Source organism: Sphingobacterium sp. IITKGP-BTPF85 (assembly GCF_001006065.1).
In the GTDB taxonomy this organism is placed as follows: domain Bacteria; phylum Bacteroidota; class Bacteroidia; order Sphingobacteriales; family Sphingobacteriaceae; genus Sphingobacterium; species Sphingobacterium anhuiense.
Map to the genome: position 1 here is coordinate 27074 of NZ_ASZT02000034.1, position 15917 is coordinate 42990.

Genomic DNA, 15917 nt, shown 5'->3' on the forward strand with positions numbered 1-15917 from the left:
TTTTTAACAAAAATAGCGATGATATTAGATGCTGCTTATCCAGACAGTGAATCACATCAAGAAATTATTTTAACGTCAACACTTGTAGGTATTTCATTTTACATACTCTTGATTGTATATCAACCTTTTGGTACAAGTCAATTTGAACATACCTCTAAATATTTATTACTAGCTCCTTATGCAATTATTACCACATTTTCGTTTTACATTGTCAACTTCTTATCTATGCAATGGAAAAAGAAATGGACAACAGGTCGAGAAATTTTAAAGATTTTTTTAATTTTATTTCTGATTTCAATATTTGCATACTTCTACAATACTTTATTCTTAAGTAAAGTGCAGCTCTCATTTGAAAATTTTTTGTACATGTTTGCATATTCCGCGGCAATAGGAACTCCAGTTTCATGTATTTATATCTTGGCAAGGTATATTTATCTAAGCAATGAAAGCCAATGTAATGAAGAGGGAGAAAATTATGAAAAAGAAAATATTACAGAAACATATCGTCATTTCGATATAGAAAGTAATTTAAAACTATGTGTCGTTTCCGAATATTCTAATTTTTACAAGGAAATAGCTGTCGAGGATTTTGTTTTTGCAGAAGCTGCTGATAATTATTGTGTTCTTCATTTTTATGAAAATGATATCCTTAAAAATGAAATAATTCGAATTTCTCTGACTAAATTATTGAGCCAGATTCAGTGTGATACCATACGAAAAGTGCACCGTTCATTGATTGTGAATCTCAAAAAGGTCACGAAATTCAAAGGAAATACTTCTGGATATAGAATAACATTAAAGAATATAAATAGAGAATTAACGGTGTCAAGAAACTACGTTAGTTCGGTTATTCCTCTTTTAAAAGAGTTTGCCGTTCGTCCCTAATTGTTGTTAGCCGCCACTTTGTTTTGCTACGGTATTTTAGGTCTTTTATCTTCGTGATTATAAAAAAATAACAGCTATGGACAGATTAAGGTTTTATTTAGTTTTCATTATTGGATTTGTAATTTACTTTTACATCGACACCAATTTCTTTGCTTTTATATTAAAGCAAATATTCGTAATAACGCATTCAAAAGCCTTGGGACATGTTGCCACATATAGTATAACCTTAATACCTTTATTTATAACTGTCGCGGCTCTTCACAAAGACTATCGAAACATTCCTGAAAGACTGGGGATATCCAACGGTATATGGACAGGTACTTTATTTGCTTTAATAACCACATTACCCATGTTAATCGGTTTTATTGCGAAATTTCCTTTAAACAAGGAACTATCTTTTGATACAATTATCGTTAATACAATCTCATCTGCTTTTTTTGAAGAAGTTAGCTATCGAGCCTTTCTCTTTGGACAATTATACAGGTACACACGACTAGGTTTTTTTCCTTCTGTATTTATAGGTTCATTGTTATTTGGTTCCGCACATTTGTATCAGGGAAATGATATAAACGAATTAATCGGAATATTTGTAATGACATTTTCAGGCTCAGTTTTATTCGCGTGGATTTATGCGGAATGGAAATTCAATTTATGGACGGCTATTTTTTTACATTGCTTCATGAATTTATACTGGCTTATTTTTGATGTTGATACCAATGTTTTAGGAGGAACTTATTCGAACTTTTTTAGATTTTCAACCATTTTCATCGCGATCTTTTGCACAGTTATTTATAAAATAAATAAACAGTTTTCTTTCGAAATTAATAGAAAAACGTGGTGGATGAAACGTAGCGCTTAATGTTTTTTCATAATTAAAAATGAGTTATGATTAATCACAATTTAGTAAATGTATTGCAGTTTTTTAATTTGATAGTTTAAATTAAAGAGAGGTCTATTTTGGTCGCAGCTAGTTCTCATGAATGAATAGAGGGTATTTTTTATTGAACGAATCCTTTATATATTAGCAGAAAAAATATAATAAAAATACCAAAACATATGGAAAATGAAGTTTTTCACTTTGAAAATAGAAACGATTGGGAAGATCTAGGCCAAGGAGTTAAAAGACAAATTGCAGTTCATAATCAAGTTATGATGCTCACTAAAGTTAAATTTGAAGAAGGCGCTAGGGGCGAATTGCATCAACATCCTCATACACAAATTTCATACGTTAAATCGGGTGTATTTCATTATACTATTGGTGATGTTGTACATGTCATGAAAGAGGGGGATAGTTGCATCATTCCTGGAAATATAGTACATGGTTGTGAGTGCATATCTGCAGGTGAACTTATCGATTCTTTTAATCCTCCACGTGAAGATTTCCTACTGCAATGAATTTAATTAATCAACTATGCTTTTGAATTTCATCATGATTCCTTGTCTTATTTAAATTTTTTCGACCAATAAATGTACCATTCCCCATTAAAAAATTTATTGCTTTTTCAACATTCCTGTTGATACTTTCTTCAGTTTTTAAGAATGAAATATATTTTATAATTTCTAATTTTAAGGATGGTGTGTAAGCTCATTGAACTTTTTTTCTGCAACCGAATTATTTTGTAGTGCCTGCATCAATTGAGGGTGGGGCGTTATGATTCTTGTTTCTGTATCGATCTGTATTGTAATTTGTAAAAGTTCACCAATTCTTTGGGGTGAATTTTTTAGCATCTTTGTGTTTATGTAAAGACGCCATTCTCCTTTATATCTTAACAATGTCTGTGTGTAATCGATGTTATTTACACGGCCCTTTACCGGAATTTTTCCTTTTTCTTTTTTTGCTCTTTTCAAGATTTCAGATAAAGCTTCCTGGGGCAAATACACGAAGGGATTAATTCCTATGATCTCTAATTTAGCTTCAAATGAAAGCAATTGTTTAGTTTCATTAGTCATGATTTATTGTAAATTATATCGTAAGAACAAAAATCTATTCTTTTATTTACGTTTTAATCTAGATTCTTCTAGATCAAGCGTATATTCTAGATCTTTAATAATACTGCTATCGTAGTGCTTTTCTTGTCGTAATTTGTATAATCCATTTCTTCTAACAGCTACGATCTCTAACATGATTTTATTGTAAAGACTTCTTACAGCAGTCAATTGCGCTCGCCTATCTTCTAGCTTAGCATTTTCAGATACCTTGATACTTCTCAACAATTGTTCTTTAATTCTAGCAATTGTTTCGTATTCTTCCATTTCTTTACTGTAGTGGCTGTCCAGATAGGCAATGGAATCTTTTGCCAATTGAACCCGAATCTCGTCAATCTGATTCTCTATAGGTTCTTCCACATCCACATCATCCATCTTTATTATTTTGATGAGAATAGGGAGTGTCAGTCCTTGAAAAACTAATGTAATTAAGATGACAACGAAGGTGATAAAGAGAATTAAATTACGGTGAGGAAACGGCTCCCCATTATTTAGCGTTAGTGGTATAGCTAATGCCGATGCAAGAGATACTACACCTCTCATACCTGCCAACCTACGACAAGGGGTAATTTCCAGCCTGGACTTTTCTCTCTTGATCGGATCTTTTTAGATAGCATGCGAGGTAGATATTCTGAAAGATATACCAGTATTATTCGTAATACAATAACAATAGCACTAATAATGAGCGCATAATTTATAGCTTCCTCTTGTGAATATTGACCTAGTCCTGCTACAATAACAGGTAATTCTAAGCCAATTAAAATAAATACAAATCCGTTTAGTAAGAATCCCAATGTTGCCCATACCTCCTTGGTTTGAATTCGGGTATGATGATTTAAATAATCGCCTGAACGAAATGATAAAAATAATCCGCCACTCACAACAGCAAGTACACCCGACCAATGAAAATGCTCAGCAACAAGATACATGATGTATGGGGCGATTAATGTGATCGGAGTCGAAATACTTGAAGATTTTGCAACATAGCGTAGAAATAAATATAATATATGAGCTACTGCTAAACCTACGATAACACCCATAATTGATAATATGACAAATTCCGAAGCCGCCTTTTGAAATACAAATTGGCCAGTAAGAATTACCGCTATGGCAAACCTAAATACAGTCAGAGAGGCCGCATCGTTTACCAAGCTTTCTCCTTCTAGCAGTGTTAATCCTCGTTTAGGAATCTTTACACCTTTTAATACTGATGTCGCAGCGACAGCGTCTGGGGGAGAAATAATACCGCCCAATAAAAATCCTAACGCCAAAGTAAACCCCGGAATAATATTTACGGAAAAGTAGGCGATAGCAATAGATGTAAAAAATACTAAACCAAAGCCTAAGCTCATAATGGATCGTCGCCATTTTTTTAAACTGTCCCAACTGGTATACCAGGCGGCTTCAAATAGGAGAGGTGGTAAAAACACTAAAAATACCAAATCAGGATTGATACTGATCACGGGCATGCCTGGAATTAGCGAGATGCCTAAACCTCCAATGACCAATAAAATGGGATACGAAATTTTGATCCTTTGACTTACTACAAATAGCATCGCCATGACAAAAAATAGCGATAAAACTAATAGGACATTCTCCTCTACCATAAGTTCTTTTTAATAATTCTTAATGCACAATTGTATCCAGGTTATAAAGGTAAAACATTTCGTTTTATTGTATCTATTTAGACGCCTAAAAATAAACTGTATTTATATTTTGTTATAAAAGCGGGAGCTAGATTCCGCTATTAATGATTTATTTGATCCTGTTGACCACCTACAATTCTGAATTATTCGAATTTTATAAAGGATGTTAGAACTATGAAATTCTTTGATTCGCTATTTTAATGACGTTTTATTTAGTTAGATTGTTTTCGCCAATTAGTAGGCTATTGTTTTTGAAATATTTCATAATTAAATTTCAAAACATTTAAATTCCATAAGGTTAGCGTTTGTGTTGCAGTCAATTGTTTATCAGCTTCGCTTATGATTAATTCATCACGGAATGAACGGATATATTTTGACCAATGCTCACCTTTAGAATCTTTTAGCAAAAAATAAAAACCTGCATCACCAAAACGTTGACCAGACGAATTTAATACTAATTCACCATTTACGCCAACTTTAGGAGCCATAATAACGGTGGCATTACCATGAGGTAATGGGAAAATAGCTTTTACACAATACCGGCCACTTGGCAATTGACAGATCCCATATGCTCCAGAATATATTCCTTTGCCAGTTGATGCAATTTTTCTGAGCCAGAATATATATTTAATTTGGTTCGTTTTGGCATCCAAAAGTCTTACTATTTCGCTTGTAATAGATTCCGAATTTTGCATATCATAGATTGGGATATTTAATTGATTTAACCTATTACTGAATAATTTTTTTAACAGAAATCCAAAAACTTTAAAAAAAGAATTCCATTTTACTGAAACATTTAGATCATAATGTCCTGTTCGTTCATAAAAATCAATCACTTTAGCTGATAATCGGGCGTATTCATGCGGAGAAAAATGAAGTTGGCTCATTGTTGGTATCAATCCATGCATTTCGGATGGAGTATCAATTCTTAGATTTTCTAGCTTAGCAAGTTTATCGATATAGTTCTTATCAATTGCTTCCAAATTACCAAATGGACCCATTAACCAGTTATCATTTTTTGAGTCAATTTTTCGACCGGATAGAATTACCCATTGTTGTGTAATCCAATCTTGAATCTTTTGCATCGGATGGGCGAAACTTATTTTGATCATAGAAGAGGTATGAGGTTGTTACGTCCATTCCATTCACCAAATTCAGATAAAGGCTTAAATCGCAAAGTTGTAAATTCAAAGTGAAAATCTTTGCGTTTTCGTTCCTTCATTGCATCGACATGTCTTGTCGGAGCATGAACATTACTATGCCTAAAACCATATCAGTCATTTCTTTTTGGGATTTCCAAATTGAAAATGTAGAAACAGTTCTCGGGTGTCTTATCGATGCCAAAGAAAAGTAGTGCCGGGATGATCACGGACCAGTTTTTCTACGGGTTTGCCCCAGCGTATAAATCTTGGAATTTCAAATAATTTCATGCGAGCTAAGGTTACTGCTACAACGGGGCTATCAAGAGGTTCGAGTTCAAGTGTTACTTCCGGAATCTGGAATTTAGTTATTTCCCCCCATTGCCTTAGAAAAATTAATCGTGTGTGCCATCCTTTGGACAATACTCTCCCAAATTTGTTTTCGATTAAGAATTGGTCAACGGATTCTTCATCGTTCCACTGTGCGAATACAGCAACCTGTTTAGAAAAAAGTCGAGAAGGAGATGTGATAGCAGAGCCTAATGTCATTGCTGTCATACATTCCATATGAATTAATCCCGAATTATGAAATGACTTAGGCGGAGATAAAATGGCCTTTAAAGCTGATAAATAGGATGTCTTTACTAAATGGTATGTAAATATGCTCATACTCAAAAATAAGTTTAATTTATCTTATTCCTGAAGAGTAAAGGTGTATTAAATAAAATACTAAAAAAAACTTACTGTTGCCTGTGTTTTTGTTCATCTTATGTAAAAGCTAAGTTAGCTTTGAAAAATGAATTGTAGATAAGAATCTATAGGAAACCAACAGGTTTACCATATCAAATCCAACATTGTTCCTGTAATTTTTTGTAATTTAGCCTTAACCAAGGTGGGAAAATTATAAACGGGCATAAGTCATAATTTAATGAATGATTGTGTTTTTTAACAAAAGTTAAATGGAAACTGAAGATAACTATATTGAAATAAATAAACATTCATGGAATAATAGAACTGATACGCATTTAAAATCAGAGTTCTACAATCTTGAAGGATTTTTAAAAGGAGCAAGCTCACTCAATCCCATAGAATTAGAAATACTCGGAGATATTAAAGGGAAAAGTATTCTACATTTACAATGTCATTTTGGCCAGGACTCCATTTCATTAGGTCGACTTGGTGCGAAAGTTACAGGTGTTGATTTATCTGACAAAGCTATTGAAAGTGCAAAAAGAATTGCTTTAGAAACAGATTTAGATGCCCAGTTTATTTGCTGTGATTTGTACGATTTAGAAAATCATTTAGATAAGCAGTTTGATATTGTTTTTACAAGCTATGGTACCATAACATGGTTGCCTGATTTAGAGAAATGGGCAGCATTAATTTCGCATTTTTTGAAGCCAGAAGGAAAATTTATTTTTGTTGAGTTTCATCCAGTTGTTTGGATGTTCGATGATAATTTCGATAAAATTGGTTATAATTATTTTAATGTGGCTCCCATTGTGGAAACAGAAAACGGAACCTATGCAGACAAAGATGCAACTATCTCTCAGTCTTATGTAACTTGGAATCACAGTATGAGTGAAGTTGTGCGCAGTTTGCTCAATCACCAAATGGAAGTTGTGGATTTTCAGGAATACGATTATTCGCCTTATGATGTTTTTAATAACATGATTGAGTTCGAAACTAAAAAATATCGGATTAAGCATTTGGACAATAAAATACCGATGATTTATTCTATCGTTGCAACTAAGAAAAAAAACCGTAACAAATTTTCTGAAGCTATTCTTTAAGATATACTTTTAAAGAATAGCTGTGATACATACCCTATTTTCAAATACCGGGAGAGTAAGGTTTGAGAACTCTATTAACCTGTTGTTATATAAATTGTTTCGGCTTGTAAAGCGAAATTTATGACCTTTTCCGCTATTTTGATCATTATAATATTTTCCATATCATTTATTGTTCAGGCCTTTACTTGAAATAGTCATGAATAGCTTTTGCCAGCAGTAAGGATTAAATCCTTTCACGGAGATCCAAATTATAATTTTACGATCCCTTTTTCAATCATTTCTAACATTACTGGTGAAGCATTTTTAAATGTAGGGGGCTGTTCTGTAAGACTTCCTGCATTTTTTTTGTTGATTTTAAATGTTAGATCCATTTCGGTAGTGAAAAGCAAAGCAGTTATAAAAGGATTTTTAAGGTATGAACTTAAAATTGTCAGTGCTTCATCAAGAGTGTGAAAGCTCTCAATTTCTTCTGTTTTGTATCGCAATGTTAAGGCAAGTTTATACCCTCCGGTTTCTAAAATATGAAGACGGACATAAATATTTTTAAGGTCAGTATCTCCAATTGTTTTGGCCAAGGTAAGTTTTGCAAAAGTTCCTTGATTGATACTTAATTTTACGTGTTCATAAAATTCAACAAAAACAGTTTGATATGGCATTTTAATATAATTTAAACTACAAAATTACACTAAGTAGATGATAAATAGCTCCTTTTTTTACAAAAAGGCAGTAAATTTAAAATTAGTCTATTAATTATAGTCTTACAATTGAAAAATTAGGAGAGTAAAAATGTACAGTTTGTAATAAGGTCATGTGTTAAAATTAAATATCTTCAGTTAGTATTTCTGTTTTAGTTAGTAGCGGATCTTGCTAATTGCTGTTTAAATAGTGTAATTGTTGATAGGATATTGTCTCTTTTATAAGGATCTAAATCAGTCGTTTAGGAAAGTCAAAGCTATGACCAGACAGACGAAAGCTATGAATGAAGCTAATGTCCTTATATTATTCCAAAACAGCCAGGGCTTTTCAAAGATAACTCTCATTTTCTGTAATGATTCTTCCGATGCTTTTGAGATATCAAATAGTTCTATTTTATTATTCAATGGCACATTCCGTACAGCTGTTATGCCGAATACACCGATTATATAACTTATACATGAAAAAAATATCAGAAAAAATTTAGGCGAATGAATATCGAAATATATGATCGAAGATATAACAAGTGAAAACAAAGTGCCAAAAAAGCTAATATAAAAAATTGGATTTAATACTTCTTTGTTAATACTTTGCATCGTTGTGAGGTATTCTTTGTTATTTAGTTTGGCAAGTCCCAGATTTACTGAAAATGTATATGCAAAAAAGAAGCCCGACATGAGACCAGAGAGGATAGTTGTCACTGCTAATAATTCTTGTGTTTTCATAAATGAGCTGAATTTGTTTAGATAATGTGTTTCTTATTGCAGTTTGATTTTGAGTAAGTTATGTTTGAATATATCCATTATAATTTGATTTCAAAAATTGAACCGGCAATTTCATGTCATTCCCAACTTTGATCGGATGGAAAATTTGAGATTTGTCTCATCATAGCGTGATTTAATATCGAATCGGGATCTTTACTTCTGCAGTTATTATTTTGCGAGTTATTATTAATAATTAAAAGGGCCAACTTTCGTTAGCCCCTTTATGCTCTCAGTTTAAGAGCAGAGTGATTTATTTGTTCTTGTCGTTCTTTTTTAGTTACCCATAATTTGAAAAATAGCGAAGCTGACGTTAAGATAATTCCCTTAAATAAACTCTGTTGAATGGTTTTTTTGTAGCTTTTAATTTCAATGTCATAGGGTTTATTGGCAGTAAATAATTTCTTTAAATATTTAGGTTAGAAATTAACGATTGTCTTAAAATAACTTAAAACCCAAAGTCAAATTCATTCATGTATTACTATTTGCACTTTTACTTACGAAAGAAATATAAGACTGCAATTAATACCATTAATGTAGCGGAAAATAAAAATGCGACTTCAAGATTGAATTGATGAGCAATTAATCCTAAGATAGCAGGCCCCATAAGTTGACCTGCATACCCCATTGTTGTTATTGCTGGAATACTTAAAGATGTAGGGACTGTCGGTATTCTGCCAGCCTCACTAAAAAACAAGGGGACAAGATTTGCAGAACCTATTCCTAACAATAGAAAGCCGAAAAGAACGAAAGGCATCCAGATTGAATAAATAGCTATTATCAACCCTAGAGCTGCTAGCAGGCTACCGCCAATGACCATTGTTTTTGCATTTAATTTTTCAACCAAACGATCCCCCATTAATCGCATGCTAGCCATAGCAATAGAGAAAGTGGCATATCCAGCTCCGGTAAATTCGACATCAATATCTTTGATATCTTTTAAAAATACAGCACTCCAGTCTAGCATAGCGCCTTCTGAGAGAAAGCTGGCAAAACATAGTAGACCAAAAAAAGTACTGTTCTATTAAAAATCAGTTTTTTTGAACTATGTTCTAGCTGTTTTTCTGGTTTATGTATAATCTGAGATTTTTGTTCTGTAGCATGATCAAATAAATAGTTGAATTGACTAATAACAATTAAACATAACAGGAGTGATATTGAAATTGCTGCTATTTGAGGAATCAATCCCATTTTAATTAAAAATCCTAAACCAAGGGATCCAAATAGGCCTCCCAAACTGAAAAGACCATGCAATGAAGACATAATCGGACGATTATATTTGTTTTGAACTAGTATACCATGAGAATTCATCGCAACATCTATGGCGCCAATACTGGCACCAAAAATAAATATACACAATGCCATTAGTGAAGCAGATGAAATAATCAGCAGTAGAGGAAGTGTAAGAGCAATGATTGCTGTTGTACATAGAATCACAATTTTATTACCATAGCGTTTTGATAAAAGACCTGTTATTGGCATCATAATTACGGCGCCCAAGCCAAGAAATAAAAGTAATAATCCTAATTCGGCCTCGTTAATATCCAATCTTTCCTTTACATATGGTACCATTGGTGCCCAGCTTGAAATTGCTAATCCACACACTAAAAAATGAATTGGGTTGCTCTTTTTGCTTTTTTTGTTTGATTTTCTATCATTATTATTTTTCTAAATGAATTTTCTAATACTTCATATTGTTTTGCAAACATATGCAATTTATATAAACTTGCATATGTTTGCAAAACAATTAAACAATAATAAGATGAACATGAAAATTGAACACATTGGAATTTGGGTAGATGACTTGGAAAAAATGCGCAACTTTTACCTGACTTATTTCAACTTAGAATGTAGTGAGAAATATAGGAATTTAAAAAATGGCTTTACATCATATTTTCTCAAGTTTGGTACTTGCGTTACGCGCTTAGAACTTATGAACAGACCCGATATTCTTGATGAACCGTCAAAAAGAGGTTTTAACAAAGGAATTGCACATTTTGCTATTTCAATAGGGGGAACTGAGGCTGTTGATCTGTTGACAGAAAGGTTCCGAAATGACGGTTTTACAATTGCAAGTGAGCCGCGTACTACAGGTGACGGATATTATGAGAGTGTTGTGCTGGATCCGGAGGGGAATAATTTAGAAATTTCGGCTTAAACATAATAATAATGATAAAAGCTGTAATTTTTGATATCGGAGGTGTTCTTTTAGATTGGAATCCTCGATATGTATATCGGGATATATTTTTTCAAAGTGATCAAATGGAGTGGTTCTTAGAAAATGTCTGTTCTACAGATTGGAATTTGCAACAAGATAAGGGAAGATCATTTGACGAAGGAATGTATAAGCTGAAAAAGCAGTATCCCCAATTTGAAAATGAAATCGATGTATTCTGGAAACGATGGCCGGAGATGCTAAAAGGTGAAATTAATGGTACTGTTGCTATTCTACAGGAGTTAAAAAAACATTATGAAGTCTATGCTTTAACGAACTGGTCTTCCGAAACGTTCCCATTGGTTAAAAATCGATTTGACTTTATTGCAGATTTTGATGGCATTGTTGTTTCTGGTGAAGAAGGGTTTATTAAACCAGATGAAAAGCTTTATAAAATTTTGTTGCAAAAATACAATTTACTGGCAACAGAATGCATTTTTATAGATGATAACATTGAAAATGTAAAGGCCTCAGTAAAGCTCGGATTTGTTGCCATACATTTTACGAATTCAATAGCATTAAAGTTGGAATTGCAAAAAGTGAGGATTCAGGGCTTTGTTTAGTTTTATAATATTTTAATTTGCAATTTTTTGCGAATTAAAATTTAAATGCATAATATTGCAAATTAAGTTGTGTTAGAAATAATAGAGAATCCTGTAAGCAAATCTTTATATCAGTAAGTAGCTATGTTAAAAGAAAAACGATTTGAATTTATATTAAATCAACTAGAAAGTGAGGAGATGGTCAGCTATGAATCATTAGCAGAAAAGCTCGATGTGTCCGAAGATACTGTCAGAAGAGATATTGATCATTTGTATAAAATAGGTCTTTTATCTAAAGTGCGTGGTGGTGCAATTCAACGTTCTAAAAATCCGCTTACTTTCGAAGATCGAAACAGCTATTTAAAGAGAGAGAAGGATGTTATTGCTCTTAAGGCACAGCAGTTTATAAAAGAAGAAATGACTCTTTTTATGGATGGAGGAACAACAATATGTGCTATTGTTAATTACCTGCCTGCGGATATTCATCTTAGAATTATAACAAGCAATGCCATGCTTATTCCAATTCTAGAAAATTATCCCAATATTGAATTGATTTTATTGGGCGGGAAATACCATAAACAAACAGCAAGCACGTTAGGGCAGACAACTTGTAATGAGGCAAGAAGTTACATTGCAGATCTGTATTTCATGGGGACATGTGGTTGATTCGAAATTTGGCATATCTGCAGTAGTTAAAGAAGATGCAGAAGTTAAGTTAGCAATGCTGGCATCAGCAAAGAAGTATTAGCTCTTGCAAATCAGGATCGTTTAAGAGTTACAGAATCTTTTAAAGTATGTGATGTAGAACAAATTGATGTATTGATTACCAATTTAGCCACTACAGATAAGAGCTTAGACGAATTTAGGCACCAACCGATAACATTGGTTTAAGACAAAAAAAATAAAACTTAATATATGAAACTTAAATTTTTAACCTGTTCACTTCTTTTAGCTGTGACGGGTATGGGTACTACTTTCAATAATGTACAGGCGCAAGAACAAATAAGAACAAAAGAAATAGTTTTACAGTTATATTCTGTTAGAAGTATGATTGGAAGTCACGTACAGCCAGATACGTATAATGCTGATTATTTCTCAGTTTTACAAAAATTGGCTAAAATGGGTTATACATCAGTTGAGTCTGCAGGATATAAGGACGGTATGTTTTATAATACCACACCGCAAGTATTCAAAAAAAATGTAGAAAAAGCAGGCATGAAAGTTCTTTCTTCACATGCGTCAAGAACTTTAACGCAAGAGGAATTAGCTTCAGGCGATTTTTCCAAAGCCTTAACATGGTGGAAAGAGACTATCATTGCACACAAAGCAGCAGGAATTAAATATATCGTTACCCCATGGTTAGATTTACCAAAGACAATAAAAGATCTTGATACTGAATGTCAATATCTCAATGAGATTGGTCAACTTTGCCGTGAATATGGTATTAAGTACGGATATCATAATCATGCCCATGAGTTTGAAAAGGTAGAAGGAAAAGTGGTTATGCTCGATTACATGATTGAACATACTAAACCTGAAAATGTCTTTTTTGAAATGGATGTATATTGGACGATCATTGGAAAAGCAAGTCCTGTAGATTATTTTAAAAAATATCCTGGAAGATATACTACTTTGCATATTAAAGATCACCGTGAGATTGGTCAGAGTGGCATGGTAGGTTTTGATGCGATATTTGCTAATACCGATATTGCAGGTGTTGAGAATATATTTGTAGAGCTTGAAGAGACAACTGCAGATCTAGAAGTTGGACTAAAACAAAGTATAGATTATCTACTTAAAGCACCATTTGTAAAGAAAACATATCAAAAATAATTCTATCTGTGATTATATCATAAATAAAGCCTTGTTTCAATAAAATGGAACAAGGCTTTGTCTTTCTTAAACAGCCTAAAACTTAATTTTATCTATTTATGATTTACGATTAGCTAGTCTTCCATTTTGTAAGGATAGAGTTCTCAGTACAGCGTATCAACGTTGACTTTTTGAGTTAAGATGATGCAAACAAAAAATAGTATCCAATAGAACAAATCCTTAAAAGAGTATTTTTGGCGGGTATCGTACTTTACCAGAAAGAAAAGATTGAGTTTATTCAACAGTAAATTTAGCTTCTCTAGGGTGACACTCAAACACAAATATAATTTTTTACAAAATCCATTATTAGAAAACTTAGTAAATTAAAGAGTCATGATACCATTTTTGAAACCAGTATTTTTTCATTTTAATAATAGTAATGAAAATTATTAAACAAAATAGGCTTAAATTATGTTCTTAGATTGAAATATAGTAGTCGAAAAGTATCGAATAATGCATTTATTTTATAACAATTTGTCGATTATTAATCTATTGTCCCAATTTATGAGTTAGAAATCAAGTTTGAGAATTAGTGTTAAAAAAGAAATAATAAATTTTATAATTATGAAAAAGTTCATTTTACAAATTTGCACGATAGTGCTTATTTTTTCCAGCTGTGCAACCAGCAGTATGATTACAGGATCTTGGCGTGATCCCGCTGTCGATCTGAAGAAGTATAGTAGAATATTTGTGGCAGTTATGACAGATAATGTTCCTGCTCGTCAGAAAGTGGAAGATGAAATTGCTTCATCACTCACTTCACTAGGTTTAACGAGTGTAAAGAGTATAGATGTTTTTCCGCCTAATCTTGCAAGTATGGAACCCAAGCGTTCAGATCTAGCTATGCAGAAAGTAGCCGGAACAAATAGTGAAGCCATATTGACCATTGCTCTGATTGATTCTAAGTCAGAATCCAGATACATTCCAAATGTTTCTGTTTATCCTGTGAACACCTTTGGCTATTATAGAACATTTGGTGGTTATTATGATTTTTGGTACGGTAACCTTTATAACAATGGCTACTATACTACAGAGAAAACTTATTACATCGAAACAAATTTATACGATGTGCGCACAGGGAAGCTCGTCTGGTCGACTCAATCTGAGAGTTATAATCCCGGTTCTTTGGATAGTTTTTTAGCGGGATATAAAAAGGCAATGGCCAAGCAGTTAAAGAAAGATAATTTAATCTCAAATTAGTACAGGAGAAAGATTACATGGCATGTGACTGAGGCCGAAGAAGCTTTCTTGAACAGGAATTTTAAGTTTATAAATTAAAGATGGTTTGTGGAATTTTTAAATCTATTTGAAACAAACGAATAAAGTCTTTAAGATAGTAGGCTTAAGAGATTTTATGTGCAGCTCTTCTCAACTAACTGTAGAGCATTTATGAAGCTTTAATAAAGCGTAGATAAAGCATGTTTGGCTATGCATGGTATAGGAATGTGGTAAGAGCGTGGTAAGTGCGTTGTAAGTGTGTTAAACAGGCTGTTTTTACACTGTATCTATGCTTTATCTACGCTTTACGTACGCTTATGCCATGCTTTATAACTACATAACAGGTTTACGAGTATAATAATTCCTTGAATTTTATGAATTAGTGAGGGAGGACTTTTGCAATTAAGTATAATTATGTTATAAAAACAGCTCTATCAAGATTGTGGTAACATCCTACTATCAGATAACCAAAGGTGCTTATCATTAACCCGCAAATAGCTAGTATGATGTGTTGAAAGTCCATCAGATGGTCGTACCGTAATTAAGTACTATTTTACCTCTGTTGACGGTACTTGTTAAATTACTTTTTTCGTTAATGATCTGATTTAATTGGTGCTCAAGAGTCTCTTCGAAAGTTTCTTGACAGAACATTCGATACACCGACCACAGGTAGAGAAGTAACTTTATGAACGAATTAAACCAAAAGAATAAATAAAAAAAATGTGTGATTTTTTATTTATCTGATGATTATAATTATATTGACATAACCTTTCATAAAATTGCACACGATTAACTTGTTGTGCTACAAAGCCTCCAAACCTGGAGGCTTTGCTGTTTTTATCCTTTCAATATATAATAAGTGGGGCAATATATATGAAATATGCTATTGGTTGAGGATTTGTTGTCTGCAATAAATGCTCAACTAATGAAATTTGCAAACTAATGGAAGTTGATTAATAATCTTAAAAACTCGGATGCATAAGCCTTTACTTGTTACAAATAGGGTAAATTGTTGAATTTTCTGTATAGATCAAATAGCAGTGAACGAGGATTAGATAGCTTTCAAGATTCAACTCATTCACTTAAAGTACATGGAAATCTTTAGCAAATGCAGGTTTTGATAAAAATTGTCAATGTTGAGTAAAATCTATATATGTGTCGTTGAAA

18 protein-coding genes are annotated in these 15917 nt (G+C 32.7%); 9 read left to right on the top strand and 9 right to left on the bottom strand.

Annotation, left to right across the window (positions count from 1 at the left end; genetic code table 11):
* Window positions 1-18: 18 nt before the first annotated feature.
* From L950_RS09155 to L950_RS09165, 3 genes are all read left to right on the top strand, one after another.
* Complete coding sequence (locus L950_RS09155) at window positions 19-885, top strand: LytTR family DNA-binding domain-containing protein (protein ID WP_021188111.1); 867 nt, start codon at window positions 19-21, stop codon at window positions 883-885.
* A 76-nt stretch (window positions 886-961) separates the two neighbouring features.
* Entirely contained in the window at window positions 962-1744 is a 783-nt protein-coding gene (locus tag L950_RS09160) for a CPBP family intramembrane glutamic endopeptidase (protein ID WP_021188112.1), read from the top strand.
* A 197-nt stretch (window positions 1745-1941) separates the two neighbouring features.
* Window positions 1942-2280 (top strand): cupin domain-containing protein, encoded by a 339-nt coding sequence (locus L950_RS09165; RefSeq protein WP_021188113.1) that lies wholly within the window; start codon window positions 1942-1944, stop codon window positions 2278-2280.
* Window positions 2281-2451: 171 nt separating this feature from the next.
* On the opposite strand, the gene L950_RS09170 is transcribed toward L950_RS09165, so the two are convergent.
* From L950_RS09170 to L950_RS09185, 5 genes are all read right to left on the bottom strand, one after another.
* Window positions 2452-2835, bottom strand: coding sequence for a DUF1905 domain-containing protein (locus tag L950_RS09170; protein WP_021188114.1), 384 nt, complete (start codon window positions 2833-2835; stop codon window positions 2452-2454).
* A gap of 42 nt (window positions 2836-2877) precedes the next feature.
* The gene (locus L950_RS32555; protein ID WP_231577014.1) at window positions 2878-3414 is read right to left on the bottom strand and encodes a hypothetical protein; all 537 of its coding nucleotides are present in this window, start codon (window positions 3412-3414) and stop codon (window positions 2878-2880) included.
* Window positions 3411-4478: a cation:proton antiporter gene (locus tag L950_RS09175; protein ID WP_231577015.1), complete on the bottom strand. Its 1068-nt coding sequence runs from the start codon at window positions 4476-4478 to the stop codon at window positions 3411-3413. Before L950_RS09175 ends, L950_RS32555 begins: the two co-directional genes overlap by 4 nt.
* Window positions 4479-4759: 281 nt before the next feature.
* Complete coding sequence (locus L950_RS09180; protein WP_197086326.1) at window positions 4760-5500, bottom strand: hypothetical protein; 741 nt, start codon at window positions 5498-5500, stop codon at window positions 4760-4762.
* A gap of 348 nt (window positions 5501-5848) precedes the next feature.
* Window positions 5849-6325, bottom strand: a complete 477-nt coding sequence (locus tag L950_RS09185; RefSeq protein ID WP_197086327.1) for a hypothetical protein — start codon at window positions 6323-6325, stop codon at window positions 5849-5851.
* Between the two features lie 290 nt (window positions 6326-6615).
* Here L950_RS09185 and L950_RS09190 point away from each other — a divergent pair, with 290 nt between their 5' ends.
* A complete protein-coding gene (locus tag L950_RS09190; RefSeq protein WP_021188117.1) occupies window positions 6616-7449 on the top strand; it encodes a class I SAM-dependent methyltransferase in 834 nt (277 codons plus the stop codon).
* A gap of 248 nt (window positions 7450-7697) precedes the next feature.
* On the opposite strand, the gene L950_RS09195 is transcribed toward L950_RS09190, so the two are convergent.
* The 4 genes from L950_RS09195 to L950_RS32565 all read right to left on the bottom strand — a co-directional run bounded on the left by L950_RS09195 (window position 7698) and on the right by L950_RS32565 (window position 10475).
* Window positions 7698-8024: a hypothetical protein gene (locus L950_RS09195; protein WP_197086328.1), complete on the bottom strand. Its 327-nt coding sequence runs from the start codon at window positions 8022-8024 to the stop codon at window positions 7698-7700.
* A 354-nt stretch (window positions 8025-8378) separates the two neighbouring features.
* Window positions 8379-8867 carry a DUF1772 domain-containing protein gene (locus L950_RS09200; RefSeq protein ID WP_021188119.1) on the bottom strand — a complete coding sequence of 163 codons (489 nt, stop codon included), beginning with the start codon at window positions 8865-8867 and terminating at the stop codon, window positions 8379-8381.
* A gap of 529 nt (window positions 8868-9396) precedes the next feature.
* Window positions 9397-9870: an MFS transporter gene (locus tag L950_RS32560; RefSeq protein ID WP_231577016.1), complete on the bottom strand. Its 474-nt coding sequence runs from the start codon at window positions 9868-9870 to the stop codon at window positions 9397-9399.
* Window positions 9864-10475, bottom strand: a complete 612-nt coding sequence (locus L950_RS32565) for an MFS transporter (RefSeq protein WP_231577017.1) — start codon at window positions 10473-10475, stop codon at window positions 9864-9866. Before L950_RS32565 ends, L950_RS32560 begins: the two co-directional genes overlap by 7 nt.
* A gap of 196 nt (window positions 10476-10671) precedes the next feature.
* Here L950_RS32565 and L950_RS09210 point away from each other — a divergent pair, with 196 nt between their 5' ends.
* The 5 genes from L950_RS09210 (at window position 10672) to L950_RS09230 (ending at window position 14732) form a co-directional block, all read left to right on the top strand.
* Window positions 10672-11061, top strand: a complete 390-nt coding sequence (locus L950_RS09210; protein ID WP_031287057.1) for a VOC family protein — start codon at window positions 10672-10674, stop codon at window positions 11059-11061.
* Window positions 11062-11072: 11 nt separating this feature from the next.
* Window positions 11073-11681, top strand: a complete 609-nt coding sequence (locus L950_RS09215) for an HAD family hydrolase (protein ID WP_021188122.1) — start codon at window positions 11073-11075, stop codon at window positions 11679-11681.
* 123 nt (window positions 11682-11804) lie between these two features.
* Complete coding sequence (locus L950_RS09220) at window positions 11805-12326, top strand: DeoR/GlpR family DNA-binding transcription regulator (RefSeq protein ID WP_021188123.1); 522 nt, start codon at window positions 11805-11807, stop codon at window positions 12324-12326.
* A gap of 249 nt (window positions 12327-12575) precedes the next feature.
* Entirely contained in the window at window positions 12576-13493 is a 918-nt protein-coding gene (locus tag L950_RS09225) for a sugar phosphate isomerase/epimerase family protein (protein WP_021188125.1), read from the top strand.
* Window positions 13494-14162: 669 nt separating this feature from the next.
* The gene (locus L950_RS09230) at window positions 14163-14732 is read left to right on the top strand and encodes a DUF4136 domain-containing protein (protein WP_156169618.1); all 570 of its coding nucleotides are present in this window, start codon (window positions 14163-14165) and stop codon (window positions 14730-14732) included.
* Window positions 14733-15917 lie beyond the last annotated feature (1185 nt).

Bases quoted from the DNA above. Each gene is read 5' to 3' on its own strand.
- L950_RS09185 (WP_197086327.1), bottom strand. From the start codon at position 6,325: ATGAGCATATTTACATACCATTTAGTAAAGACATCCTATTTATCAGCT.
- L950_RS32560 (WP_231577016.1), bottom strand. From the start codon at position 9,870: ATGCTAGACTGGAGTGCTGTATTTTTAAAAGATATCAAAGATATTGAT.
- L950_RS09230 (WP_156169618.1), top strand. From the start codon at position 14,163: ATGATTACAGGATCTTGGCGTGATCCCGCTGTCGATCTGAAGAAGTAT.
- L950_RS09160 (WP_021188112.1), top strand. From the start codon at position 962: ATGGACAGATTAAGGTTTTATTTAGTTTTCATTATTGGATTTGTAATT.
- L950_RS09190 (WP_021188117.1), top strand. From the start codon at position 6,616: ATGGAAACTGAAGATAACTATATTGAAATAAATAAACATTCATGGAAT.
- L950_RS09170 (WP_021188114.1), bottom strand. From the start codon at position 2,835: ATGACTAATGAAACTAAACAATTGCTTTCATTTGAAGCTAAATTAGAG.
- L950_RS32565 (WP_231577017.1), bottom strand. From the start codon at position 10,475: ATGGTACCATATGTAAAGGAAAGATTGGATATTAACGAGGCCGAATTA.
- L950_RS09220 (WP_021188123.1), top strand. From the start codon at position 11,805: ATGTTAAAAGAAAAACGATTTGAATTTATATTAAATCAACTAGAAAGT.
- L950_RS09200 (WP_021188119.1), bottom strand. From the start codon at position 8,867: ATGAAAACACAAGAATTATTAGCAGTGACAACTATCCTCTCTGGTCTC.
- L950_RS09215 (WP_021188122.1), top strand. From the start codon at position 11,073: ATGATAAAAGCTGTAATTTTTGATATCGGAGGTGTTCTTTTAGATTGG.
- L950_RS09225 (WP_021188125.1), top strand. From the start codon at position 12,576: ATGAAACTTAAATTTTTAACCTGTTCACTTCTTTTAGCTGTGACGGGT.
- L950_RS09210 (WP_031287057.1), top strand. From the start codon at position 10,672: ATGAAAATTGAACACATTGGAATTTGGGTAGATGACTTGGAAAAAATG.
- L950_RS09155 (WP_021188111.1), top strand. From the start codon at position 19: ATGATATTAGATGCTGCTTATCCAGACAGTGAATCACATCAAGAAATT.
- L950_RS09165 (WP_021188113.1), top strand. From the start codon at position 1,942: ATGGAAAATGAAGTTTTTCACTTTGAAAATAGAAACGATTGGGAAGAT.
- L950_RS09175 (WP_231577015.1), bottom strand. From the start codon at position 4,478: ATGGTAGAGGAGAATGTCCTATTAGTTTTATCGCTATTTTTTGTCATG.
- L950_RS32555 (WP_231577014.1), bottom strand. From the start codon at position 3,414: ATGAGAGGTGTAGTATCTCTTGCATCGGCATTAGCTATACCACTAACG.